The sequence below is a fragment of the Pseudomonas sp. HD6422 genome (assembly GCF_025377065.1).
In the GTDB taxonomy this organism is placed as follows: domain Bacteria; phylum Pseudomonadota; class Gammaproteobacteria; order Pseudomonadales; family Pseudomonadaceae; genus Aquipseudomonas; species Aquipseudomonas putida_U.
In genome coordinates this window covers 62,336-86,040 of the sequence record NZ_JAHWIW010000030.1, presented here as the reverse complement: position 1 = coordinate 86,040, position 23,705 = coordinate 62,336, and the positions used below count along the sequence as shown (strand labels likewise).

Here is a 23,705-nt window from a genome sequence, read left to right as displayed (position 1 = left end):
CGGGGTTCGGCGCTACATCGAGCAGCAAGACAGGCCGGCGTAAGGGCGCGCAGTTCGCACGCCTCGCTATCCCTCCCGCACTAAAGTACGGGGTATCTCGCTGAGAAAAACCGATGAAAACGGCCCGGATAGAAGGCCGGGCCGTTTCAGGGTGTTGCCTGGGGTTGGACAGGGGCGTCGACGTCCCGCCCTGCCCTGCACCGTTATTACTTCAACACGGCCAGTGCCGCGTCATAGTTCGGCTCGTCGGCGATTTCCGCGACCAGCTCGCTGTGCAACACCTTGTCGTTCTCATCGAGCACCACCACGGCACGGGCAGCCAGGCCGGCCAGCGGACCGTCGGCGATGGCGACGCCGTAGTTTTCCAGGAACTCACGACCACGCAGGGTCGACAGGTTCTGCACGTTCTCCAGGCCTTCGGCGCCACAGAAACGCGCCTGGGCGAACGGCAGGTCGGCGGAGATGCACAGCACCACGGTGTTGGCCACGTCATTGGCCTGGGCGTTGAACTTGCGCACCGAGGTGGCGCAGGTGGGGGTATCGACGCTTGGGAAGATGTTCAACACCTTTCGCTTGCCGGCGTAGTCCTTCAGCGACTTGTCGGCCAGCCCATCGCCTACCAGGGAGAACGCCGGAGCCTGGGTGCCGGCCTGTGGCAAGTTGCCTTTCACCTGAACCGGGTTGCCTTTGAGAGTCACTTGAGCCATGACGGAAATCCTTATGCGGGGTTTGAAAAGGACATTGAGTTAACCATGAAGGCGCTCAGGTGCCTATGGCCACTTCAGAAAATGTTGGACGTTTTTTTCGCCACGACGAACCGCAGGCCGCGACCATGAAAAAGCCCGGAGGGCGATATGCCATCCGGGCTTGGGTGTTCTATGAAGGCTCAGCCGAACAGACTATAGGCCAGGTTGTAGAGCACCGAGGTCAAGGCGACCAGACCGATCACCACCACGAACACATTGGACAGCGCCCCGCTGTACTGGCGCATCGAGGGCACGCGGCGAATGGCGTACATCGGCATGAGGAACAGCAGCACGGCGAGGATCGGCCCGCCGAGCGACTCGATCATGCCAAGGATGCTCGGATTGAGTGTGGCGACGATCCAGCAGACCACCAGCATCAGCGCCGCGACGAGGCGGTCGAGGGCTTTGGGGGACGGGCGTGCGCCGGTCCGGGCGATGATGCCCTTGAGGCCCTCGCTGGCGCCGATGTAGTGGCCCAGGAACGATTTGGCAATGGCCACGAAGGCGATCAGCGGCGCGGCGAAGGCGATGGCCGGATTGCTGAAGTGGTTGGCCAGGTACGACAGGATCGACAGGTTCTGCGCTTTCGCCTCGGCCAGTTGGGCGCTGCTCAGGGTGAGTACACAGCTGAATACGAAGAACAGCACCATCGCTACCATCAACAGGTGAGCACGCGCCAGGATCTGCCCGCTGCGCTCATCGGCATGCTGGCCATAGCGGCGCTTCTGGTCGACCGCGAAGGCCGAGATGATCGGCGAATGATTGAACGAGAACACCATGACCGGGATCGCCAGCCAGATGGTGTGCAGGAACGCCGAGCCCGAAGGCACCTGGCCGGCGCTGTCGAGAATACCGCCGGTCCAGTGGGGAATCAGGTACAAGCCCAACAGCCCGAGGGCAACGATGAACGGGTAGACCAAGAGGCTCATGACCTTGACCGTGGCCTGCTCACCGCAGCGCACGATGGCCAGCAGGCCGAGGATCAGCATGAACGAAAGCAATGCCCGGGGCGGCGCCGTCATGTGCAGCTGGTGCTCGATGAAGCTGCTGACGGTGTTGGTCAGCGCCACGCTATAGATAAGCAGGATTGGGAAAATGGCGAAGAAATAGAGGACGGTGATCAATGCACCGGCCTTGATGCCGAAATGCTCCTCGACCACTTCGGTGATGTCGCCGCCATCACGGCCTGACAGCACGAAGCGGGTCAGTGCGCGGTGGGCGTAGTAGGTCATCGGGAACGCCAGGGCGGCGAGTACCAGCAAGGGCCAGAAACCGCCGAGACCGGCGTTGATCGGCAGAAACAGCGTCCCGGCACCGATGGCGGTGCCGAACAGGCCGAGCATCCAGGTGGTGTCATGACGCGACCAATTGCCGAGGGCGGCGGGGGTCGATTCGAAGCGTTGTTCGACGCTTGGGGCCTGCTCATTCATTCCGGGTGCAACTCCACTCGCAAGACTGCAACAGGCTGAGAGTGGCGAAACAGAAGCATCGCACACCTCAACCGAAAAAGGGGGGCGCGATTGTGCACTGAAAGAGGGCAATTGCGAAGCCCCGTCCGAGGGACGGTTGCACTTGTCATGACAATGAAGGTTGCACCGGATCGAAACGAGGTTCTTCACGGATTGTCGGGGAGTTGGGTTGGGTTGGGTTGGGTTGGGTTGGGTTGGCATTGGAACTCGAAACGGTCCATTTTGTGTAGCGGCGCTACTGGCCCCTTCCGCCTTCGGCGGCGCCTGCACGGGCGTTATCTTCGAAAGACAGATCGCGAGACCCGCTGCAACACAAAACGAAGGTAAAGAAAAAAGCGAGAGCGCAGCGATTCGCCTGCCGTTGCTCTGGCTTTTGATCTTGCTCTTGCTCTTGCTCTTGCTCTTGATCTTGCTTTTGATCTACCCGCGACCTCAGGAGGCCGAGTGGAGGTGGCTGGAGGGCCAGGTGCGTAGCACCCTCCGGCGTTAGCCGGAGGCGCGAGATGTAGACTTGCGTAGCAAGTCGTAGGCCGCGCGGGCCCGCAAGCCGCCGGAGCGAGGGGACCCCGAAGCGCAGCGTAGGGGCCGTATGTGGGAGCAAGCGGTTTTGTGCAACTTTTTCCAAGAAAAAAGTTGCCCGCCGTAAAGGCGGAAGGGGCCAGCAGCGCCGCTACATCCCTCGGATCAGCCACACAAGCCCAAAGCCCCAACCCCGGAGCCCCCAGAGGACCCAGAGACCCAGAGACCCAGAGACCCCAACACCAAAACCCTGCCCCCACTAATCCGTGAAGAGCCCGAAAAGCCGCGGTCGGCCCTTGGCGATCTTAAGCCTGTACGGCCGCGAACGCCTCTGCCACCTGTTGCAGGTTGGCCGGACGCAGACCAGACATGCACACACGACCACTGTCGATCAGGTACACGCCGAACTCGTCACGCAGTCGACGAACCTGTTCGACACTGAAGCCGGTGTAGCTGAACATGCCACGCTGGCGCAGGAAGAACTGGAAGTCCTGGCCCGGCAGCAGCACTGCCAGAGCATCGACCAATGCCTGGCGCATGTCCAGGATCCGCTTGCGCATGACGTCGACTTCCGCTGCCCACTGGGCATTGAGCTGAGCATCGCCGAGCACGCCAGCCACCAGCTGGGCACCGAAGTTGGGCGGGCTGGAGTAGTTGCGACGCACGGTGGCCTTGAGCTGGCCAAGTACGCTCTGGGTAGTGGCTTCATCGTCGCAGACGACCGACAGGCCCCCTACCCGCTCGCCGTACAGCGAGAAGATCTTCGAGAAAGAGTTGCTCACCAGGCATGGCACGCCGGCACGGGCCATTTCGCGGATGGCGAAAGCGTCTTCCGCCAGACCTTCGCCAAAGCCCTGATAAGCGATGTCGAGGAATGGAATGAGCTGACGCGCCTTGACCACTTCGACCACCTGTTGCCACTGGACCTGGGTCAGGTCGGCCCCGGTGGGGTTGTGGCAGCATGGATGCAGCAGCACGACGCTATTGGCTGGCAGGGTCTGCAGGGTTGCGAGCATGCCGTCGAAATCGACGCCCCGGCTGGCCTGGTCGAAGTATGGGTAGGTGTGAACCTTGAACCCGGCACCCTCAAAGATCGCGCGATGGTTGTCCCAGGTCGGGTTGCTGACCCAGACTTCCGACTGCGGGAAGTAGCGTTTGAGGAAGTCGGCACCGACCTTCAGCGCACCAGAGCCGCCCACGGTCTGCACGGTCGCCACGCGACCGGCGCTAACCGCCGGATGATCGGCGCCGAACAGCAACGCCTGGATCGCTTGGCGGTAGCTGGCCAGGCCTTCCATCGGCAGGTACAGCGAGGCTTCGTGGTCCTGGCCGGCGAGGCGCTTTTCGACCGCGTCCACCGATGCCAGTTGCGGCACGATGCCGGCCTCATCGTAATACAGGCCGATACTCAGATTGACCTTGTTGGCCCGCGGGTCGGCCTTGAAGGTTTCCATCAACGAGAGAATCGGGTCGCCGGCATAGGCATCGACATGTTTGAACACAGCGTGCAGCTCCTTGGATCAGGACAGTTCGTAAAGGCAGACCTGAGCATACCCGCAGTTGCGGTGAAGGAACATCACCTGCGTGCAAGGTTGTCTATGCAACTGTGCATGCCTGGTGTTTGGCGTTGGCCTCTTCGCGGGCGAGCCCAGTCTCACAGGCGCCCGCTAACCGACTGAAGAGTCCCCTTCAGCCAGCCAATTCCCTGAGCCCTTGCAACTCCTGCTCGCTCAACGCCACCCCTTCGCGCTCGGCAACCTCACGCTCGCGGTAGCGACGCTCGCCCGGCATGCGCGACAACCCAACCGCCTGCATCTGCTCCACCAGTTCACGGCTGCGCAACGCAAAGCGCTCGCCCTCGGCCTTGCTCGGGTCGATGACGATGATCAACTGCCCGGTCCAGGGTGTCTTCGCCCCCGGGTGCCCTGACCAGTCGAACTCCCAGGAAAAATGCCCCCCCGTCAACGCAGCAGCGAGCAGTTCGACCATCATCGACAATGCCGAGCCCTTGTGCCCGCCAAACGGCAACAAAGCACCGCCATCGAGGATGGCCGCCGGGTCGGTGGTCGGCTGCCCCGCCGCATCTACCCCCATACCTTCAGGCAACTGCTGACCGGACCGTGCGGCAATCTGCACATCGCCATGGGCCATGGCACTGGTTGCCATGTCGAAGACGATCGGATCGTGCCCCGCGCAAGGTGCGGCGAAAGCGATCGGGTTGGTCCCGAGCAGCGGCTTGCGCGCACCATGAGGGACCACGCAGGTCATGCTGTTGACCACACTCAGGGCTACCAGACCTTCGTCGGCGAACGGTTCCACGTCCGGCCACAGTGCAGCGAAATGGTGAGAGTTATGTATCGCCAGCACGGCGATGCCGGCACTTCGCGCCTTGTCTACCAGCATCGGGCGGGCCGCGGCCAGCGCCGGCTGGGCGAAGCCACCACGGGCATCCACGCGAATGTAGCCAGGCGCCACATCGGTGACCTCGGGCGTTGCCCGGCCATCGACCCAACCACTGGCCAGGGTCGAGACATAACCTGGAATACGGAACACCCCATGGCTGTGGGCGCCGTCCCGCTGGGCACTGGCACAGTTATGCGCGAGTACGCCGGCCACTGCCTCGCTGCAGCCGTGCTGCTTGAAAATCGTCTGCAACAAGCCCTGCAGTTCGGTAAACGGCATGCGCACGAGGGCTGACGGAGTGGGTGCGGACATCTGGAGCTCCTTTGTTGGAATTGGCAAAGCAACAGCGCTGACGAAAGACGACACTCTCGATCAATGACAGCTATCTGTCAAAGATTGACTTCGTGACAGAAAACATTCAATTTCTACTGCACGTCACCCGGAGCAGCAGCATGAGCCAACCGATCAAGCAACGCCTGGAGAACAGCCTGCAAGGGGCCGCCGCCTCTGGCCGCAAGATCGCCAGCTACATGCTCGCCAACTTGCACGAGTTGCCGTTCCAGACCTCGGCCAGCATCGCAGCCAAGCTCGGGGTCAGCGAATCCAGCGTCGGCCGTTTTTGCCGATCGCTCGGCTATGCCCACCTCAAGGCACTCAAGCACGACCTGCAGAGCGACCTGGGCGATGGCCCATGGCTGGTGGGTGACCGCCTCGAAGAATACCGCCAGAACCCCGATGCACGCGACAACGCCGGTAGCCTGGAGCGGGAAATCGCCGCCTTGGTACGGGTCCACGAATACCGCCAGACCGAGTCTTGGTTGACCGTGGCCCGTCGCCTGGCACAAACGCCGCGGGTGTTCATCGCCGGCTTCCAGACCGAGCGTGGCATCGCCATGTGCATGAGCCATCTGCTGCAGTATCTGCGCGATGGCGTGCAACTGGTAGATGGCAGTGCCGGACATTTCGGCGATGTGCTGCTGGGCCGCGCCAGCGAAACCACCCTGGTGGTGTTCGAAGCCCGCCGCTACTCGCGCCACGCCCTGCAGCTGTGCCAGAAGGCACGCGCCGCCGGCATCCCGGTCACCCTGGTGACCGACACCTTCTGCGAATGGGCCGACGCCCATGCCGACGAGGTGTTTCGTGTCCCCACCGAATTCGATCTGTTTTGGGAGTCGACCGCGACCATGCTGTCGTGGGTGCACCTGATGGTCAACGAGGTCTGCAAGAAACTCGGACCCGATGTTGAAAAACGCTTGGAAGCAACTGCCGCTCTACACAACGAGTTCGTCGGCTACACCTCGTGGTCGCCGAGCAAACAACAATAGCAAGAGTGCAAGAGGTGCGACGAGATGAACAAGACCATGGCTATGGCAGGTGCGTGTGCCCTTCTGCTGGCAGGTAATGCCAGTGCCGAAACCCTGCGCTTCGCCACTGAAGGCGCCTACCCCCCCTTCAACTATGTGGACGCCGATAACCAGCTACACGGTTTCGACATCGACATCACCCACGCCCTGTGCGCGCAGATGAAGGTCGAATGCACGCTGGTGGCGCAGGATTGGGAAGGCATCATCCCGGCGTTGATGGCGCGCAAGTACGACGCCGTCGTGGCCTCGATGATCGACACCGAGGAACGACGCAAGAAAATCGCCTTCACCGATCATTATTATCGGACCCCATTGACCGTCGCGGTGGCCAAGGACAGCGACATCACCGACGCCCAGACCACATTCAATGGCTACACCGTAGGTGCACAGTCATCCTCGACCCAAGCCATCTACGCCGAGGATGTGTATGCCAAGGCCGGCGCCGAGGTGAAGCTGTACCCGACCATGGACGAGGCCAACGCCGACCTGGCCGCAGGTCGCCTGGATGGGGTCATCGCCGACAAGTTCCCGCTGCAGGAATGGATGACCAAGAACGGTCAGGCGTGCTGCAAGGTGCTGGGCGATGTGAACGGCACCAAGGCCGACGCAGCGATCGCCGTGCGCAAGGATGACGATGCCTTGCGCCAGCGCTTGAACACCGCCCTCGCCGAAATCGTCGCCAACGGCACCTACCAGAAGATCGCCAGCAAGTATTTCGACTTCGACATCTACAACTGATCTGCAAAGGGATTCCCACGCTCCCTGTGGGGTGGTCTCGCGTCACTGCCGGGCCGCCCCCGCACATCCGTCCATGGGGTTTGTCATGCTCGATCAATTGTCCCTGTTGTCCCTTGCCGATGGTGGCTGGGGTCAGGCGCTGCTGGCCGGCGCGCTGGTCACCCTTACCCTGGCCCTAGCCTGCCTGCCCATCGGGCTGCCCCTGGGGCTGCTGGTGGCCCTCGCGGCGCGCTCGCGGGCACGCCTGCCTCGCGCCTGGGCCACCATCTTCTCCACGGTGTTCCGCGGGCTGCCTGAATTGCTGACACTGTTGATCATTTACTACGGTTGCCAAATCGCCGCCCAAAAAGTGCTGGCAACCTTGGGTTACTCTGGCGAGTTCCTGATCAACACCTTCCTCGCTGCGATGGTCGCCTTCAGTCTGGTGTTCGCTGCATTCTCCAGCGAAATCTGGCTGGCAGCCTTCAAGACCCTGCCAAAGGGACAATTGGAGGCCTGCGCGGCACTAGGCCTGAGCAAACGCAGCGGCTTCTTCAAGGTGGTGCTGCCACAGCTGACGCGCATTGCCCTGCCAGGCCTCTCCAACAACTGGCTGTCGTTGCTCAAGGACACTTCGCTGGTGTCGACGATTTCCCTGGTCGACCTGATGCGCCAGACCAACCTGGCCGTCAGTGTGACCAAGGAGCCGATGTTCTTCTATGGTGTCGCTTGCCTGGGCTACCTGCTGTTCTCTGCAGTTTCCGGGCGGATATTCGCTTGGATAGAACGACGTAGCAGCCGCCACTTGCAAGGAGCACGGGCATGACTATCGACCACCTGCTGACCCTGGTACTCGACCCCCATCTGCTGGAGCGCTACGGCCCACGCTTCATCGATGGCCTGTGGGTCACTACCAAGCTGGTCGCCATCTCCTTCAGCCTGGGCGCCGTGCTGGGTCTGTTACTGGCGTTGGCGCGCATGTCACACCACCTGCTGCTGCGCCGCCTGGCAGCTGGCTATATCTATTTCTTCCGTGGTTCGCCCCTGCTCGCGCAGCTGTTCCTGCTGTATTACGGGCTTGGCTCGCTCAGAACCTTCTGGCAGGACATCGGGCTGTGGTGGTTCTTCCGTGAAGCGTGGTTATGCACCTTGCTTGCCTTCACCTTGAACACCGCCGCCTACCAGGCCGAAATCTTCCGCGGCAGCTTGATGGCCGTAGCGCCGGGGCAGTACGAAGCAGCCCAGGCGTTGAACCTGAGGCGTTCCACCACCTTCTTCAAGGTCATCCTGCCGCAATCACTGCTGGTGGCGATCGGCCCACTGGGCAACGAGCTGATCCTGATGATCAAGGCTAGCGCCATCGCCTCGTTGGTGACCCTTTACGACCTGATGGGCGTGACCAAGCTGGCGTTCTCGCGCAGTTTCGATTTCCAGATCTACCTGTGGGCCGCCGTGCTGTACCTCGTGATCGTCGAGCTGGTGCGCCGCCTCTTGAAACGTTTGGAGGCCCGCCTGGGTCGCCATCTGAACTGACCGAAGGATGTTTTCATGCATTGCCAGACCCTCGTACTTGGCGCCGGCATCGTCGGCGTCAGCACCGCGCTGCACCTGCAGGCGCGCGGACATCAGGTGATAATGATCGACCGCGACGAACCGGGCAGCGGCACCAGCCACGGTAACGCCGGACTGATCGAGCGCTCCAGCGTGATCCCCTATGCTTTTCCACGCCAGTTCGGCGCATTGCTGCGTTACGGTCTGAACCGTCAGCCGGACGTGCGTTACAGCCTGAAGTACCTGCCCAAGGCTGCGCCGTGGCTGTTGCACTACTGGCAGCAGTCGGCCCCCGCGCGCCTGGCCGGCGCGGCCGCCGACATGCTGCCGCTGGTGCAGCGCTGCGTCGAGGAGCACGATGCCCTGATTGCCGCAGCAGGGCTGCAGGCCCTGGTGCAGTCCAAAGGCTGGATCGAGGTGTACCGCGACCCGGCGTTATTCGAGCAGGCCAAACGCGACGCCCTTTCCCTGGGCAGCTATGGGCTGCGCTACGAATTCCTCGAGCACGCCCAGCTGCAGGCCCGTGAGGGCGCACTCGATGGAGCTGTGGGAGGCATTCACTGGCTGGACCCCAAGACCGTCAACGACCCCGGCGCCCTGACCCGCGGCTACGCCGCCCTGTTCATCAAGCGTGGCGGACAGTTCCTCCAGGGTGACGCGCGCAGCCTACGCCAGGACGGTGAGCGCTGGCAGATAGACAGCCGTCGCGGGCCGCTAAGCGCCAACGAGGTCGTGGTCTGCCTGGGTCCGCAGTCGGCCGACGTCTTTGAGCGTTTGGGCTATCAGATCCCGTTGGGTATCAAGCGGGGGTATCACATGCATTACGACACCCGTGATGGCGTGCAGCTAAAGCACTCGATTTGCGATACCCAGGGCGGCTACGTGCTCGCACCGATGTCCCGAGGCGTACGCCTGACCACCGGCATCGAGTTCGCCGATAGCGCGGCGCCGGGCAACGAAATCCAACTGCAGCGCTGCGAGAACCTCGCCCGCAGATTGTTCCCCAACCTGGGCAATCGCCTTGATCGGCAGCCCTGGCTGGGTCGCCGCCCCTGCCTGCCGGATATGCGCCCGGTGATCGGCCCGGCGCCTCGGCACAAAGGCCTCTGGTTCAACTTCGGCCACGCCCACCATGGCTTGACCCTGGGTCCCGTCACCGGTCGCCTGATCGCCGAAGTGATCTGCGGCGAACGCCCCTTCACCGACCCTGCGCCTTACAGCGCCGCACGTTTCGACTGATCGATGCCGGAGAATGACATGACCGCCCCCGAGAGCATTGCCAGCCTTGCCCCTGAAAACGACCCACGCCCGGAGCTGATCCGCATTACCGGCCTGAACAAGCACTATGGTGCCTTTCACGTACTGCGCGACATCGATCTAAAGGTGCGCGAAGGTGAACGCATCGTCCTTTGCGGCCCCTCCGGCTCGGGCAAATCCACCCTCATCCGTTGCATCAATCGCCTTGAAGTCGCCGAGCAAGGCAGTATCGAGGTCGCCGGTATCGACCTGGCCAACAAAACCCGCCAAGCCGCGCAGGCTCGCAGTGAAATCGGCATGGTGTTTCAACACTTCAACCTGTTTCCGCACATGACCGTGCTCGACAACTGCCTGCTGGCACCGACCAGCGTGCGCGGTCTGTCGCGCAAGGATGCCGAGGAATGTGCGCGGATGTACCTGGCCAAGGTGGGTATCGAAGGTCAGGCGCTCAAATATCCAAGTCAGCTATCGGGCGGCCAGCAGCAACGGGTGGCGATCGCCCGCGCACTGTGCATGAAGCCGCGGATCATGCTGTTCGACGAGCCGACCTCGGCGCTGGATCCCGAGATGGTCGCCGAGGTCCTGGACGTGCTGGTGCAGTTGGCGGGCACCGGCATGACCATGCTCTGCGTCACCCATGAAATGGGCTTCGCTCGCCAAGTGGCAGAGCGGGTGCTGTTCCTGGAAGGCGGGCAGATCATCGAGGACAGCGTTCCGCAGGTATTCTTCAATCAGCCCCAGACGGCGCGGGCCGAAGCCTTCCTCGCACAGATCCTGCATTGATCCGTACAGGCCTGGTTCATTGCGCCGGTGCAATGAACCAACTGCGTCGTTAAATATTATTGACCACCAATGGCGGCAAACCCTTGCCGCCACGGGCTTGCACGGGATAAAACGCCCTGTAAACGGCGCCGAAACCGCCGATACGTCCCCTCTGCTCGTTTGACATATTAAACGGCTCTGGCAAGCTATCGATAAGCCCCGACCGGAACCCTCTCCGGCAGTGCTCGGAGCTTCAGGCAGCACAAAGGCCTAAGCCGTGCGCCTGCACGACAACGGCAGGTAGGACCTGCCCCAAGGTGACATATGTCCAACAGCAACATTGGCAACAAGCAACCTTCCCTGCGCAAACCCGTCGTCCTGATGACCATGGGTACCCAAGAGCGCAAAGGCCATGACTACCAGGTCATGACCCACAAATACATTACCCCACTGGTCGACTTCGCCGATTGCATCCCAGTGCTGGTGCCGACCTGCTGTGGCACCGAGGCCCTCGACGCCTACCTGGACATGGCCGATGGCGTGTACCTGACCGGTGCCGGGAGCAACATCGATCCGGCCCTGTACGGCCAGGACAACCAGACGCCGGGCAAGGCCCAAGACAAGGACCGCGACCTGTTCGACATTCCGCTGGTCAAGGCGGCGATCAAGCGCGGCCTGCCGATCTTCGGCATCTGCCGCGGCATGCAGGAAATCAACGTGGCGCTGGGTGGCGACATCTACCAGAAGGTCTACGCCGAGCCTGGTTTCAACGACCACCGGGAAAATCCGGAAGACCCGGTCGATGTGCAATATGCCCAGGTCCATGCGGTGAAGATCGAGCCTGGCAGCTGGCTGCAGCACACCCTTGGCACCGACGAGATCCGCGTCAACTCGCTGCATGGCCAAGGCCTGCACAAGCTGGGCGCCGGCATCGAGCCCATCGCTCACGCCGAAGACGGCCTGGTCGAGGCGATCCACGCCCCGAGCATTTCGCCATTCCTGTTCGCCGTGCAATGGCACCCGGAATGGCAGGCGGCGAACAATCCTGATTCGATCAAGATCTTCCAGGCCTTTGGCGACGCCTGCCGCGCCCAGGTGCGCAAAGCCCAGATCAAGCGCCAACAGGCCGCCTGAGCCCAAGCTTCGTTAGCTTTGATCGCGGGGCGGCGCAAGGTCGCCCCCGCTTTCCCGGTCACCCTCTGCTGGTCCCAGAACATCTCCCGTGGAAGCGGGCGGCGGGTTTGTGCCTGTCTCCGCGATCGTTTTTTCTTACTACTCCATAGATATACGACGACTGATCGTGGTGATTCGATTCACCGGGGTTTCCTGTGGCCTGGTTGTCGTCTGTCCCGGCCCTTTCGCGGGCCAGCCCGCGCCTACAGAGGATGGCGGTGATTCTGTGGGAGCGGGCTTGCCCGCGAAAGGGCCGGCAAAGGCATACACTTCTCTCGTCCTTTCTCTCCTCACAAAAAATCTGCACGAAGGGACTAGTCATCGCCGCAGTTGTACGATAACTTACCTCTCACCTTAGCTCTCACCCCAAAGCGCCACAGGATGCCCATAACAATGAACCCACAAGAACTTAAATCCATCCTCTCCCACGGCCTGCTGTCGTTCCCGGTCACCGACTTCAATGCCCAGGGCGACTTCAACCAGGCTGGCTACATCAAACGCCTGGAATGGCTCGCCCCTTACGGCGCCAGCGCGTTGTTCGCTGCCGGTGGCACCGGTGAGTTCTTCTCCCTCGCTGCCAGCGAGTACAGCCAGGTGATCAAGACCGCCGTCGACACCTGCGCCAAGTCGGTCCCGATTCTTGCCGGCGTCGGTGGCTCCACCCGCCAGGCCATCGAATATGCTCAGGAAGCCGAGCGCCTGGGCGCCAAAGGCCTGCTGCTGCTGCCGCACTACCTGACCGAAGCCAGCCAGGACGGCGTTGCCGCCCACGTCGAGGCCGTGTGCAAATCGGTGAACATCGGCGTCGTGGTCTACAACCGCAATGTCTGCCGGCTCAATGCCGAGCTGCTGGAAAAGCTCGCAGAGCGCTGCCCGAACCTGATCGGCTACAAGGACGGCCTGGGCGACATCGAGCTGATGGTCTCGATCCGTCGTCGCCTGGGTGATCGTTTCAGCTACCTGGGTGGCCTGCCGACCGCCGAAGTGTATGCGGCAGCCTACAAAGCCCTGGGTGTACCGGTGTACTCCTCGGCCGTGTTCAACTTCGTGCCGAAGACCGCGATGGACTTCTACAACGCCATCGCCCGCGACGACCACGCCACCGTGGCCAAGCTGATCGACGATTTCTTCCTGCCTTACCTGGACATCCGCAACCGCAAGGCCGGTTACGCCGTGAGCATCGTCAAGGCTGGCGCCAAGATCGCCGGCTACGACGCAGGCCCGGTCCGTACCCCGCTGACCGACCTGACCGCCGAAGAGTACGAAATGCTCGCAGCGCTGATGGATAAGATGGGTCCGCAATAAGCGCCCCTGCGGCCTGCCATCGCCGCGACCGGAGTGGGCTGCCCCCACTCCGGTTACAATTCGTGAGCCCGCACAAAAATAACTAGTGGGAGTATTATCAGCATGCAAGCGACGAAAAAGACGCATGTGCGCTACCTGATCCTGTTCATGCTGTTCCTGGTGACCACGATCAACTACGCAGACCGAGCCACCATCGCCATCGCCGGCTCCAGCCTGCAGAAAGACCTCGGCATCGATGCGGTGACTCTCGGATACATCTTCTCCGCCTTCGGCTGGGCCTATGTTGCCGGCCAGATCCCTGGCGGCTGGTTGCTCGACCGTTTCGACTCCAAGAAGGTCTATGCCTTCAGCATCTTCACCTGGTCGCTGTTCACCCTGCTGCAGGGCTTCGTCGGCGGCCTTCCGGTGGCCTGGGCAGTCGTGACCCTGTTCACCTTGCGCTTTCTGGTCGGTTTCGCCGAAGCCCCATCGTTCCCGGGCAACGCCCGTATCGTCGCGGCCTGGTTCCCAACCCAGGAGCGCGGCACGGCCTCGGCAATCTTCAACTCGGCACAGTACTTCGCCACCGCACTGTTCGCTCCGATCATGGGCTGGATCGTGTTCAGCTTCGGCTGGGAGCATGTATTCGTGGTCATGGGCGCACTGGGCATCGTGTTCTCGATGGTCTGGCTCAGGACCATCTACAACCCGCGCCAACATCCACGCATCAGTCCGTCAGAGCTCGAGCACATCGAGCAGAACGGTGGCCTGGTCGACATGGACCAGAAACGCGGCAACGACGGTCCTAAATGGGGCTATATCAAGCAACTGCTGACCAGCCGCATGCTCCTGGGCGTGTACCTGGGCCAGTACTGCATCAATGCAATCACCTACTTCTTCCTGACCTGGTTCCCGGTGTACCTGGTACAGGAGCGCGGCATGACCATCCTCAAGGCAGGCTTCATCGCCTCGTTGCCGGCGATTTGCGGCTTCATCGGCGGTGTGCTGGGTGGCGTGATCTCGGACTGGCTGTTGCGTCGCGGCAACTCGCTGACCTTCTCGCGCAAACTGCCGATCGTCTGCGGTCTGTTGCTGTCGACCACCATGGTCTTCTGCAACTACGTCGATGCCGAGTGGATGGTGGTTGGATTCATGACCCTGGCCTTCTTCGGCAAAGGCATCGGCGCCCTGGGCTGGGCGGTGGTGGCGGATACCTCGCCCAAGCAGATCGCCGGGCTGTCCGGGGGGCTTTTCAATACCTTCGGCAATATGGCCTCGATCACCACACCCATCGTCATCGGCTACATCATCAGTGCCACCGGCTCGTTCAAGTGGGCCCTGGTGTACGTGGGTGCCAATGCCTTGGTGGCGGTGTTCAGCTACCTGGTGATCGTCGGCCCGATCAAGCGTATCGAGTTGCACGATGACCCAAAGCCTGAGGTCCAGAGCACCGGCAACGGCAAACTGGCCACCTCGCAACACTGAGTGAACACGCCCACCCTCGGCCCAGCCGGGAGTGGGCGGACGTATAAAGCCTGAGCAATCGAAGAAGGGCACGACCATGCAGTTGATCGAACATTCCGACTCGCCCCGCTACGTCCGCCTGCACGACGACGACAATGTCGTGGTCGTGGTCAACGATGGCGGCCTGGGGGAAGGCGCCTGCTTTCCCGACGGCCTGACCCTCGTCGAGGCCGTTCCACAGAGCCACAAGGTGGCCACCGTCGCCATTGCCAAGGGTGAGCCCGTTCGCCGCTACGGGCAGATCATCGGCTATGCCTTGGAGGATCTGCGCCAGGGTAGCTGGGTACAGGAAAGCCAACTGGCCATGCCCTCGGCACCCGAGCTGGACAGCCTGCCCCGCTGCGACGCGGTCCCTGCCCCGCTGCCGCCGCTCGAAGGGTTCACCTTCGAAGGTTACCGCAATGCCGACGGTACCGTCGGCACGCGCAACATCCTCGGCATCACCACCACCGTGCAATGCGTCACCGGCGTGCTGGAACATGCGGTCAAGCGCATCCGTGATGAACTGCTGCCCAAATACCCCAATGTCGACGACGTGGTGGCCATCACTCACAGCTATGGCTGCGGCGTGGCGATCAATGCCCGCGATGCCTATATCCCGATCCGCACCGTACGCAACCTGGCGCGCAACCCCAACCTGGGCGGCGAAGCCCTGGTCATCAGCCTGGGCTGCGAGAAACTCCAGGCTGGCCAAGTGATGCACGACAACGACCCGTCGGTCGACCTGAGCGAGCCTTGGCTGTACCGCCTGCAGGACGCTAGCCTGGGCTTTGGCGAGATGATCGAGCAGATCATGGCGCTGGCCGAGACACGCCTGAAGAAACTCGACCAACGCCGCCGCGAAACCGTCCCGGCCAGCGAGCTGATCCTCGGCATGCAGTGCGGTGGCAGCGATGCGTTTTCCGGCATCACCGCCAACCCGGCGTTGGGCTATGCCGCCGACCTGCTGGTACGTGCCGGCGCCACCGTGCTGTTCTCGGAGGTAACCGAGGTCCGCGATGCCATCTACATGCTCACCTCACGGGCCGAGAACCAGGAGGTCGCAGAGGCCCTGGTGCGCGAGATGGACTGGTATGACCGTTACCTGCAACAAGGGGCGGCGGATCGCAGCGCCAATACCACGCCCGGCAACAAGAAAGGTGGGTTGTCCAATATCGTCGAGAAATCCCTCGGCTCCATCGTCAAGTCAGGCAGTGGCGCCATCCAGGGTGTGGTCGGACCGGGCGAGCGGGTCCAACGCAAGGGCCTGATCTTCTGCGCCACCCCGGCCAGCGATTTCGTCTGCGGCACCCTGCAGCTGGCAGCCGGCATGAACCTCCACGTGTTCACCACCGGCCGCGGCACCCCCTACGGCCTGGCCATGGCCCCCGTGGTCAAGGTCTGCACCCGAACCGAACTGGCGCAGCGCTGGCCGGATCTGATCGACATCGACGCCGGGCGTATCGCCAGTGGCCGCTCGAGTATCGAGGAATTGGGTTGGGAGCTGTTCCACTACTACCTGGACGTGGCCAGTGGCCGCAAGCAGACCTGGGCCGAGCAGCACCGTTTGCACAACGACATCACCTTGTTCAACCCAGCACCGATCACCTGATGCACCGGGCTTGGGCTGTTTGGCTGTACATCTTCCCCCCTGTGGCAGCGGGCTTGGCCCGCGAAGCAGACCACACGGTGCCTGGCACCGGCTGCGCCGGTGTTCGCGGGGCAAGCCCGCTCCCACAGAGCTTCGTCAATTTCTTTCTTAAAGCAATAGGAGCATCCCATGCCTGAGATCCTCGGCCACAACTTCATCGCCGGTCAACGCAGCGCCGTTGGTCCAAAGCGTTTGCAAAGCCTGGACGCCACCACTGGCGAGGCCCTGCCCTACAGCTTCGCCCAGGCCCTGGAAAGCGAAGTGGACCAGGCAGCCAAGGCCGCTGCTGCTGCCTTCGCCGAGTTCCGCCAGCTGTCGCCGGCGCGCCGCGCCGAATTCCTCGAGGCCATTGCCGCCGAACTGGACGAGCTCGATGATGCCTTCGTCGCCGTCGTCTGCCGCGAAACCGCCTTGCCTGCAGCCCGTATCCAGGGCGAACGTGGTCGTACCAGCGGGCAGATGCGCCTGTTCGCCCAAGTGCTGCGCCGCGGCGACTTCCTCGGTGCTCGCATCGACCTGGCACTGCCCGAGCGCCAGCCATTGCCACGGGTCGACCTGCGTCAGATGCGCATCGGTGTCGGCCCGGTCGCCGTGTTCGGCGCCAGCAACTTCCCGCTGGCCTTCTCCACCGCAGGCGGTGACACCGCCGCCGCATTGGCTGCCGGCTGCCCGGTGGTGTTCAAAGCGCACAGTGGTCACATGGCCACCGCCGACATGGTCGGCTGCGCCATTGAGCGCGCCGCCGAGCGCACCGGCATGCCCAAAGGTGTGTTCAACATGGTCTTCGGCGGCGGCGTCGGCGAATGGCTGGTCAAGCATCCGGCCATCCAGGCGGTCGGTTTCACCGGTTCGCTCAAAGGCGGCGACGCCCTCTGCCGCATGGCGGCCGAGCGCCCACAGCCGATCCCGGCGTTCGCCGAGATGTCCAGCATCAACCCAGTGATCATCCTGCCCGGTGCCCTGGCCAAACGTGGCGAAGCCATCGCCCGCGAGCTGGCCGGTTCGGTGTGCATGGGTGCCGGGCAGTTCTGCACCAACCCCGGACTGGTCATTGGACTGAAATCGCCGCAATACAGTCAACTGCTCGCCGAACTCGGCCAGCATCTCGACCAACAAGCCGGCCAGACCATGCTCAACGCCGGTGGCCTGCGTAGTTATGTCGGCGGCCTGGAGCACCTGCACGCCCACACTGGCATTCAACATCTGGCCGGGCAGGTCCAGGAAGGCAGCCAAGCCCGCGCCCAGCTGTTCAAGGCCGACGCGCGCCTGCTGGTGGACTCCGACCCGCTGCTGCAAGAAGAAGTGTTCGGCCCAACCACCGTGGCGGTCGAGGCCGAGGACAACGCACAACTGCGCGCGGCCCTGCTTGGCCTGCGCGGCCAATTGACCGCCACGCTGATCGGCGAAGCGGAAGACTTCGAAGCCTTCGCCTGGCTGGTACCGTTGCTGGAGGAGAAAGTCGGCCGCATCCTGGTCAATGGCTACCCCACCGGCGTCGAAGTGTGCGATGCCATGGTCCACGGCGGACCGTACCCAGCCACTTCCGATGCCCGAGGCACCTCGGTGGGCACCCTGGCCATCGATCGCTTCCTGCGCCCAGTGTGCTACCAGAACTACCCACAGGCATTGCTGCCAGAAGCGCTGCGTGACGGCAACCCGCTTGGGCTGCGTCGCCTGGTCAATGGCCAGTGGAGCGAAGGGGCGATCTGATCCCCCTACCACGAAGAAGCCCCGCATCCGCGGGGCTTTCTTTAATGCCGTAAGGTATGTGCCGCCTGTGAGATCGAGCGCCGCCCGCGCGGCGCATCGCGAGCGTTCGCTCGCTCCCACGTTTGTTTTTGGCCAGTAACCTCAATGACAGGCGCGCGCGACCGCCTTGTGTGTACGTCGCGATATCGTGCCGGGCGCCAAGGCGTTCGCGCGCAAATCCCACAGACCTCATTGGCCAGAAACAAGCGTGGGAGCGAGCGAACGCTCGCGATGCGCCGCGCGGGCGGCGCTCGATTCACGCACCACCTCAACTCCCAAGACAAGCACCTGGTGGCTCTCACCAATCTGCCGCTAAACCAAACACAACCACTCTTTCCCAATATTCCGGGAAAAACCTTTCTTTTGCCTAGCGTCAGACGCCCTGCGCCTCGGCTGCTTCATGGGCCTGGCGCAGTCGTTCACGGCTGTTGCTCAGGTGCATGCGCATGGCCATTTTCGCCCCCTCGCTGTCACGTCGGGCAATGGCCTCGTAGATGGCTTCGTGTTCGTGCATCAGACGCCCCATGTAGTGCGCCTGATCGTCATGGGCCAGGCGCGCGGAATTCAGCCGTGTGCGCGGGATGATGCTGGTCCCCAGGTGGTTGATGATGTCGGCGAAGTAATGGTTGCCGCTGGCCTGGGCGATGCGCAGGTGGAACTGGAAGTCTGCAGACACCGCATCGTTGGCATGGGCGGCACCCTCGTTGAGCTCATCCAGCGCGGCGCGCATGCCGACCAGTTGCTCGTCGCTGCGCCGCTGTGCGGCAAGGCCGGCCGACTCGATCTCCAGGGCAATGCGCAGTTCCAGCACAGCCAACACTTCTCGCAGCGTCACCACCGTGGCCGGATCGATACGGAAACCTCCCGTGCTCGGCGCGTCGAGGACGAAGGTGCCGATACCATGGCGAGTCTCCACCTGGCCGGCGGCCTGCAGCCGCGAGATGGCCTCACGCACCACGGTGCGGCTGACGCCCTCCTCGGCCATGATCTGCGACTCGGTCGGCAGCTTGTCGCCGCGTTTGAGCTGGCCACTGCGAATACGCTCGGTCAGCACCGTGACCAGTTCCTGGGCAAGGCTGCGCGGCTTGCGCCGGGCCCGTGCCTGTACCTGCTGCTCTGTCATGCCCTGATGTTCACCTTGAAAGACTACCGACATCATAGCGCAAGCAGTTGTACGATCACATACACCCAGCGCGGTATTTCCTGCCAGCCATCCAACCCGCGCTCGCATAACGGCAAATTGCTGGCCCCCGGCAACGCAAACTGAGGGCAAACTCCCTTCTCCGTCAGCCGCTTAGGACAGCAACATGCGAGTATTTCTAGCAACCATGGCCGGTGCGCTTCTCGCCGCTTCTGCGTGTGCAGTGCAGGCCAAGGCACTCAGCCAGAATGACCGCCAAGTGTGTGGATGGGGCTCGCAGATCGCTGCCGACGCTCAGAAGGCCAAGCTGTCAGGGGTCACGCTGTACGCCACGCGGAAAAAGCTGCAGGTGCGCAGGTTTCCCAAACCCTGGATGCGCATGACAGCTTTCGGCATTACCGAGCAGACCTACAACAGCCGTTCCCGACTCAAGCCTGCGGCCATCAAGCAGACCTACTACGAACAATGCGTCCAACATGCGATTGCCAAGAGATAGTCTTTAAAAACAAGTATTTATGAGCCTTATCTAAAGCATTATCACGGACTAGTGGGGCTTCAGGAGCCGCTCAGCAGCCGCTCAGGGTCGCGGGCCGCCGCTCGCCGGCAAAGAACAGCGGACGCAGACGCACACCGATGACATTGCCGGTATAAGCCGCCAGCAGCCACAGCCATCCGTGCACGCTGCCAGAGGCGATGCCGCTGAAATAAGCGCCGATATTGCAACCATAGGCCAGACGCGAACCATAACCGAGCAACAGGCCGCCGAGCACTGCAGCGATCAGCGACGGCAGCGGAATCTTCAGGCTCGGCGCAAAGCGCCCGGCCAACCCGGCGGCGAGCAAGGCGCCCAGGACGATGCCCAGGTCCATGACCGTGGTCACGTCCTGCCACAGCGGCGATGCCAGGGCCTTGGCGTTGGTCGGAGCCTGCCAGAACACCCAGCTGCCGACGTCGATACCCAGGCCTTGAAGCGTCTTGGCGCCCCACAGTGCGAACGCCGAGGTGATGCCCCAGGGGCGACCTGCAAGCGCCAGGGTCGCGTAGTTCAACAACGCCAGGGCAATTGCCCCCCACAGCAGCGGCCAAGGTCCACGCATGAAGCGCTGCAGGCCCCGGTGATCGCTACCGACCGGAGCCGCCAGGTCACCGTGACGGCGTTTCTCGAGCACCAGGGTGGCCCAACCGATCAGCCCGAATACCGCCAGACTCACCAGCAACGCTGGCCCGACACCCCAGGACTTGACGATCGACGTCGGCGGCAGCGACGGCAGCGCGAACCACCAGTCGGCATGGTGGGTCGCGGTGACCGAACCGACGATGAAGAACAGCAAGGTGACCAGCATCCTTGCATTACCACCGCCCACGGTGAACAGCGTGCCCGATGCACAGCCGCCCCCCAGCTGCATGCCGATACCGAAGATGAATGCACCGAATACCACCGAAACCCCTGCCGGGGCCACCAGACCGTTGACCGGGTTACCGAACAGGCTGCCAGCCGCCAACGCCGGGAAGAACAGCAGCACGGCCAGGCTCAGCATGACCATCTGCGCCCGTAGGCCAGCGCCTCGGCGCTCGGTGATGAACACCCGCCAGGCCGAGGTGAAGCCAAACGCCGCATGGTAGAGGGTCAGCCCCAGCGCGGCGCCAACGGCCAAAAGCAACACCTGCTTGAAGCCGGCATTGAGGTTGAGGAACCAGGCGCCTGCCAGCAGCAGGGCCAAGGCGATCAGTGGCGCGCCCAGACGGCGCGGTTCAGGTGTGGCGGTTGCACAAAGACCCATCGGAATACTCGGATAACTATCAAACGGAGCGCGAGTATAACGCTACCCTCGGATCCATGCTCGTTCGCGACGGGCATTTGGGCCTCATCGCCGGCAACTTGGCGGCAAGGCCCCTGCCCCACAGTGCGTCGGTCACCTCAGCGGGAAGTCTCGACGCGCAGCACTTCGGTGTAGATCGCATCGACGGTCTGACCGACCTTGAGGTCTTTCATCTTGGCCTGCAGGTCTGGGTTCTCGACCTTGACCACTTGCACCTTGCCTTGCGGCGGCAGCAGGGTCACTTCGTGGGTCGCAAGGTCGACCTTCTCGACCTTGGAGGTCACTCGCACCTGGCGGAAGGCTTCGCCGCCGGGGTTCGGGTTATCGGCGGTAGCGCGGATGGTACCTTGTTCGGCACTGGCCTTTGGCGCTCCCCCGACGTTGCTGTTGAGTACGTAGGCCACTGCACGAGTGACATAGATGTCGACGTTGTCACCGACCTTGAGGTTAGGCAGCGACTTGGCGTTTTCCGAGAGCTGGAAGGTCACGTCCTTGTCGTGCGGCCCTTTGACCGTCACCAGGCGGTTCGGCAGATCGATCGCCGTGACTTGGGTTTGCACATGGCTTTCCAGCGCTTCTGCACCTATCGGGACTTCGTTGGCCTGGACGGTGTAACTGGCAGCGCCGACCAATGTGGCCAGCGCAACGGCACGAGCGAGTGAGCGAATCGGGTTCATAGGCCTGCTTCCCTGTGATCGAGACCGAAGCGGCGCGTGACCATTCACCCGCCGCTTCTTCACCATAGCCGGACTTACCGATTTCGGGTGACGCGCCAAACCGTGTTCGCCAGGTCGTCGGCGATGATCAGCGCCCCCCGGGGATCGACCGTCACGCCCACCGGGCGACCGCGGGTCTTGCCATCCCCACCGCGAAAGCCTGTGGCGAAGTCCACCGGCTCACCGGCGGGTTTCCCCGCACTGAACGGCACGAAGATCACTTTGTAACCCGCCGGATTGGGGCGGTTCCAGCTGCCGTGTTCGCCGACGAACGCGCCCTCGGCGAACTGCGTGCCCATGGCCGGGATGGAGAAACTCACTCCCAGCGCAGCCACGTGCGAGCCGAGGCTATAGTCGGGCTTGATGGCGGCCGCCACCTTGTCCGGGTTCTGCGGCTTGACCCGCTCGTCGACGTTCTGCCCCCAATAGCTGTAGGGCCAGCCATAGAACTCGCCTTCACGCACCGAGGTCAGGTAGTCCGGCACCAGGTCGGGGCCGAGTTCGTCGCGCTCGTTCACCACCGCCCACAACTGCCCGGTGCCCGGCTGTATGGCCAGCGCCGTCGGGTTGCGCAGACCGGTCGCGTAAGGCCGGTGGGCACCGGTCTGAGCATCGATTTGCCAGACCATGGCACGGTCGGCTTCGACTTCCATGCCGCGCTCGGTGATGTTGCTGTTGGAGCCAATGCCCACGTACAGGTAACGACCATCAGGGCTGACCGCCAGTGATTTGGTCCAATGGTGGTTGATTTCTGCGGGCAACTGGGTGAGCACGGTCGGTGGCCCGCCAGCCTTGGTCTGGCCTTCCTGGTAGTCGAAGCTCACCAGGGCATCCTGGTTGGCCACATACAGCTTGCCGTTGGCGAATGCCAGGCCGTAAGGTGCGTTCAGGTTCTCGGCGAATACACCCTGAGTTTCATAGGCGCCGTCGCCATCGGCGTCGCGCAGCAAGGTCAGGCGGTTACCGCCTTTGACCTGGGTATTGCCCTTGGCCTTGATCTGGCTGGCGATCACGTCCTTGGGCTTGAGCTTGGCGGCGTTACCGCCCCGGCCCTCGGCCACGAGGATGTCGCCATTGGGCAGCACCAGTGTCTGGCGTGGGATCTTCAGGTCGGTGGCGATCGCCGTGATGCTGAAGCCTTCCGGCACACGGGGTTTCTCATCTCCCCAAGGGGTTGGTTCGGCGATCTTCATGTTCGGCAGCAAGCCGCGCTCGGGGGCCGGCAGCTTCGGGTCAGGCCCCCGCGCCTGGGTCGCTTCACCCTCACCGCCACAGGCACTGAGCAACACCGCAAGGCTCAGCAAACTCAGTACAGGTAAGTGCCTCATGCTGCACCTCCGGAACGCAAGTTGCTCATGCCCAGCCAGGCAGCGACGAAGACGAGTGCACTGACGATCACCGACAGCACCAGGCCCGCGGGCATCACCGCCCAAGCGTCCTTGGCGTGCTCGAACGCATTGATCAAACCCAGGATCCAGGCCGCCACCAGCAGCAGTAGGTACACCGTCGGACGCCCTCCCTTGCGTGCGGCCCGCAGCAGGTTGGCAAGCGCAAAGAGGATCGCCAGGCCGCAGAACAACAGGCCCCCGGCGATGAGCCAAGAGGCGAAGTTGGCCCACTGGATCTGGTAGCTCTGGTAATAGGCGATGTCGCTCAGCAATGCGCCGAGGAACAGCGGTACCGAGCCCCCCAGCAGGATCGCATGTAGCGGGCTGGGTGTGCATCGGTAGAGGGGTTGGTCTGATACGGTCACGGCGCCTCCTTATCATTCAGTGACCCGGTGCCGATGAGCGAGCGCGATGCCCAGTCCATCAGGCTTGCGCGGGGTGCGCCTAGGAGAAGATAGCCTGTGGTACCGATAGTTCCGATTTATCGAGCTG

21 protein-coding genes are annotated in these 23,705 nt (G+C 62.9%); 12 read left to right on the top strand and 9 right to left on the bottom strand.

Annotated elements, in window-relative coordinates:
- Positions 1–206: 206 nt before the first annotated feature.
- The 4 genes from tpx to KY379_RS20770 form a co-directional block, all read right to left on the bottom strand.
- The gene (gene tpx / locus KY379_RS20785) at positions 207–707 is read right to left on the bottom strand and encodes a thiol peroxidase (RefSeq protein ID WP_133329340.1); all 501 of its coding nucleotides are present in this window, start codon (positions 705–707) and stop codon (positions 207–209) included.
- A 179-nt stretch (positions 708–886) separates the two neighbouring features.
- The gene (locus tag KY379_RS20780; protein WP_261241232.1) at positions 887–2,176 is read right to left on the bottom strand and encodes a serine/threonine transporter; all 1,290 of its coding nucleotides are present in this window, start codon (positions 2,174–2,176) and stop codon (positions 887–889) included.
- Between the two features lie 863 nt (positions 2,177–3,039).
- On the bottom strand, positions 3,040–4,236 hold the full coding sequence (locus KY379_RS20775) for an aromatic amino acid transaminase (protein WP_133329336.1): 1,197 nt from the start codon (positions 4,234–4,236) through the stop codon (positions 3,040–3,042).
- Positions 4,237–4,423: 187 nt separating this feature from the next.
- Positions 4,424–5,449 (bottom strand): Ldh family oxidoreductase, encoded by a 1,026-nt coding sequence (locus KY379_RS20770; RefSeq protein WP_261241234.1) that lies wholly within the window; start codon positions 5,447–5,449, stop codon positions 4,424–4,426.
- Between the two features lie 140 nt (positions 5,450–5,589).
- Between KY379_RS20770 and KY379_RS20765 the strand changes: the two genes are divergently transcribed.
- The 11 genes from KY379_RS20765 to KY379_RS20715 all read left to right on the top strand — a co-directional run bounded on the left by KY379_RS20765 (position 5,590) and on the right by KY379_RS20715 (position 18,109).
- Complete coding sequence (locus KY379_RS20765; protein ID WP_133329332.1) at positions 5,590–6,462, top strand: MurR/RpiR family transcriptional regulator; 873 nt, start codon at positions 5,590–5,592, stop codon at positions 6,460–6,462.
- A gap of 24 nt (positions 6,463–6,486) precedes the next feature.
- Positions 6,487–7,239, top strand: coding sequence for a transporter substrate-binding domain-containing protein (locus tag KY379_RS20760; RefSeq protein WP_133329330.1), 753 nt, complete (start codon positions 6,487–6,489; stop codon positions 7,237–7,239).
- A gap of 85 nt (positions 7,240–7,324) precedes the next feature.
- Complete coding sequence (locus KY379_RS20755; RefSeq protein WP_133329328.1) at positions 7,325–8,044, top strand: ABC transporter permease; 720 nt, start codon at positions 7,325–7,327, stop codon at positions 8,042–8,044.
- Complete coding sequence (locus KY379_RS20750) at positions 8,041–8,751, top strand: ABC transporter permease (protein ID WP_261241236.1); 711 nt, start codon at positions 8,041–8,043, stop codon at positions 8,749–8,751. The genes KY379_RS20755 and KY379_RS20750 overlap by 4 nt, the downstream gene beginning before the upstream one ends.
- 15 nt (positions 8,752–8,766) lie before the next feature.
- A complete protein-coding gene (locus tag KY379_RS20745) occupies positions 8,767–10,008 on the top strand; it encodes an NAD(P)/FAD-dependent oxidoreductase (protein ID WP_261241238.1) in 1,242 nt (413 codons plus the stop codon).
- 18 nt (positions 10,009–10,026) lie between these two features.
- On the top strand, positions 10,027–10,809 hold the full coding sequence (locus tag KY379_RS20740; protein ID WP_306466631.1) for an amino acid ABC transporter ATP-binding protein: 783 nt from the start codon (positions 10,027–10,029) through the stop codon (positions 10,807–10,809).
- A gap of 303 nt (positions 10,810–11,112) precedes the next feature.
- A complete protein-coding gene (locus tag KY379_RS20735) occupies positions 11,113–11,922 on the top strand; it encodes a gamma-glutamyl-gamma-aminobutyrate hydrolase family protein (protein ID WP_261241240.1) in 810 nt (269 codons plus the stop codon).
- 432 nt (positions 11,923–12,354) lie between these two features.
- The gene (gene kdgD, locus KY379_RS20730; RefSeq protein WP_133329318.1) at positions 12,355–13,266 is read left to right on the top strand and encodes a 5-dehydro-4-deoxyglucarate dehydratase; all 912 of its coding nucleotides are present in this window, start codon (positions 12,355–12,357) and stop codon (positions 13,264–13,266) included.
- A 102-nt stretch (positions 13,267–13,368) separates the two neighbouring features.
- The gene (locus tag KY379_RS20725; protein WP_261241242.1) at positions 13,369–14,730 is read left to right on the top strand and encodes an MFS transporter; all 1,362 of its coding nucleotides are present in this window, start codon (positions 13,369–13,371) and stop codon (positions 14,728–14,730) included.
- Between the two features lie 76 nt (positions 14,731–14,806).
- Positions 14,807–16,360, top strand: a complete 1,554-nt coding sequence (gene garD, locus KY379_RS20720; protein ID WP_133329314.1) for a galactarate dehydratase — start codon at positions 14,807–14,809, stop codon at positions 16,358–16,360.
- A 168-nt stretch (positions 16,361–16,528) separates the two neighbouring features.
- A complete protein-coding gene (locus KY379_RS20715; RefSeq protein ID WP_261241244.1) occupies positions 16,529–18,109 on the top strand; it encodes an aldehyde dehydrogenase (NADP(+)) in 1,581 nt (526 codons plus the stop codon).
- 412 nt (positions 18,110–18,521) lie between these two features.
- On the opposite strand, the gene KY379_RS20710 is transcribed toward KY379_RS20715, so the two are convergent.
- The gene (locus KY379_RS20710; protein ID WP_133329310.1) at positions 18,522–19,271 is read right to left on the bottom strand and encodes a FadR/GntR family transcriptional regulator; all 750 of its coding nucleotides are present in this window, start codon (positions 19,269–19,271) and stop codon (positions 18,522–18,524) included.
- A 184-nt stretch (positions 19,272–19,455) separates the two neighbouring features.
- Between KY379_RS20710 and KY379_RS20705 the strand changes: the two genes are divergently transcribed.
- A complete protein-coding gene (locus KY379_RS20705) occupies positions 19,456–19,785 on the top strand; it encodes a hypothetical protein (RefSeq protein WP_133329308.1) in 330 nt (109 codons plus the stop codon).
- Between the two features lie 70 nt (positions 19,786–19,855).
- Here the strand turns inward: KY379_RS20705 and KY379_RS20700 are convergent, their stop codons facing one another.
- The 4 genes from KY379_RS20700 to KY379_RS20685 form a co-directional block, all read right to left on the bottom strand.
- Positions 19,856–21,070: a YeeE/YedE family protein gene (locus KY379_RS20700; RefSeq protein WP_261241245.1), complete on the bottom strand. Its 1,215-nt coding sequence runs from the start codon at positions 21,068–21,070 to the stop codon at positions 19,856–19,858.
- Positions 21,071–21,207: 137 nt separating this feature from the next.
- Positions 21,208–21,786 carry a hypothetical protein gene (locus KY379_RS20695; RefSeq protein ID WP_133329304.1) on the bottom strand — a complete coding sequence of 193 codons (579 nt, stop codon included), beginning with the start codon at positions 21,784–21,786 and terminating at the stop codon, positions 21,208–21,210.
- Positions 21,787–21,860: 74 nt separating this feature from the next.
- Complete coding sequence (locus KY379_RS20690) at positions 21,861–23,153, bottom strand: PQQ-dependent sugar dehydrogenase (protein ID WP_261241246.1); 1,293 nt, start codon at positions 23,151–23,153, stop codon at positions 21,861–21,863.
- Positions 23,150–23,578: a DUF2231 domain-containing protein gene (locus KY379_RS20685; RefSeq protein WP_133329300.1), complete on the bottom strand. Its 429-nt coding sequence runs from the start codon at positions 23,576–23,578 to the stop codon at positions 23,150–23,152. The genes KY379_RS20690 and KY379_RS20685 overlap by 4 nt, the downstream gene beginning before the upstream one ends.
- Positions 23,579–23,705 lie beyond the last annotated feature (127 nt).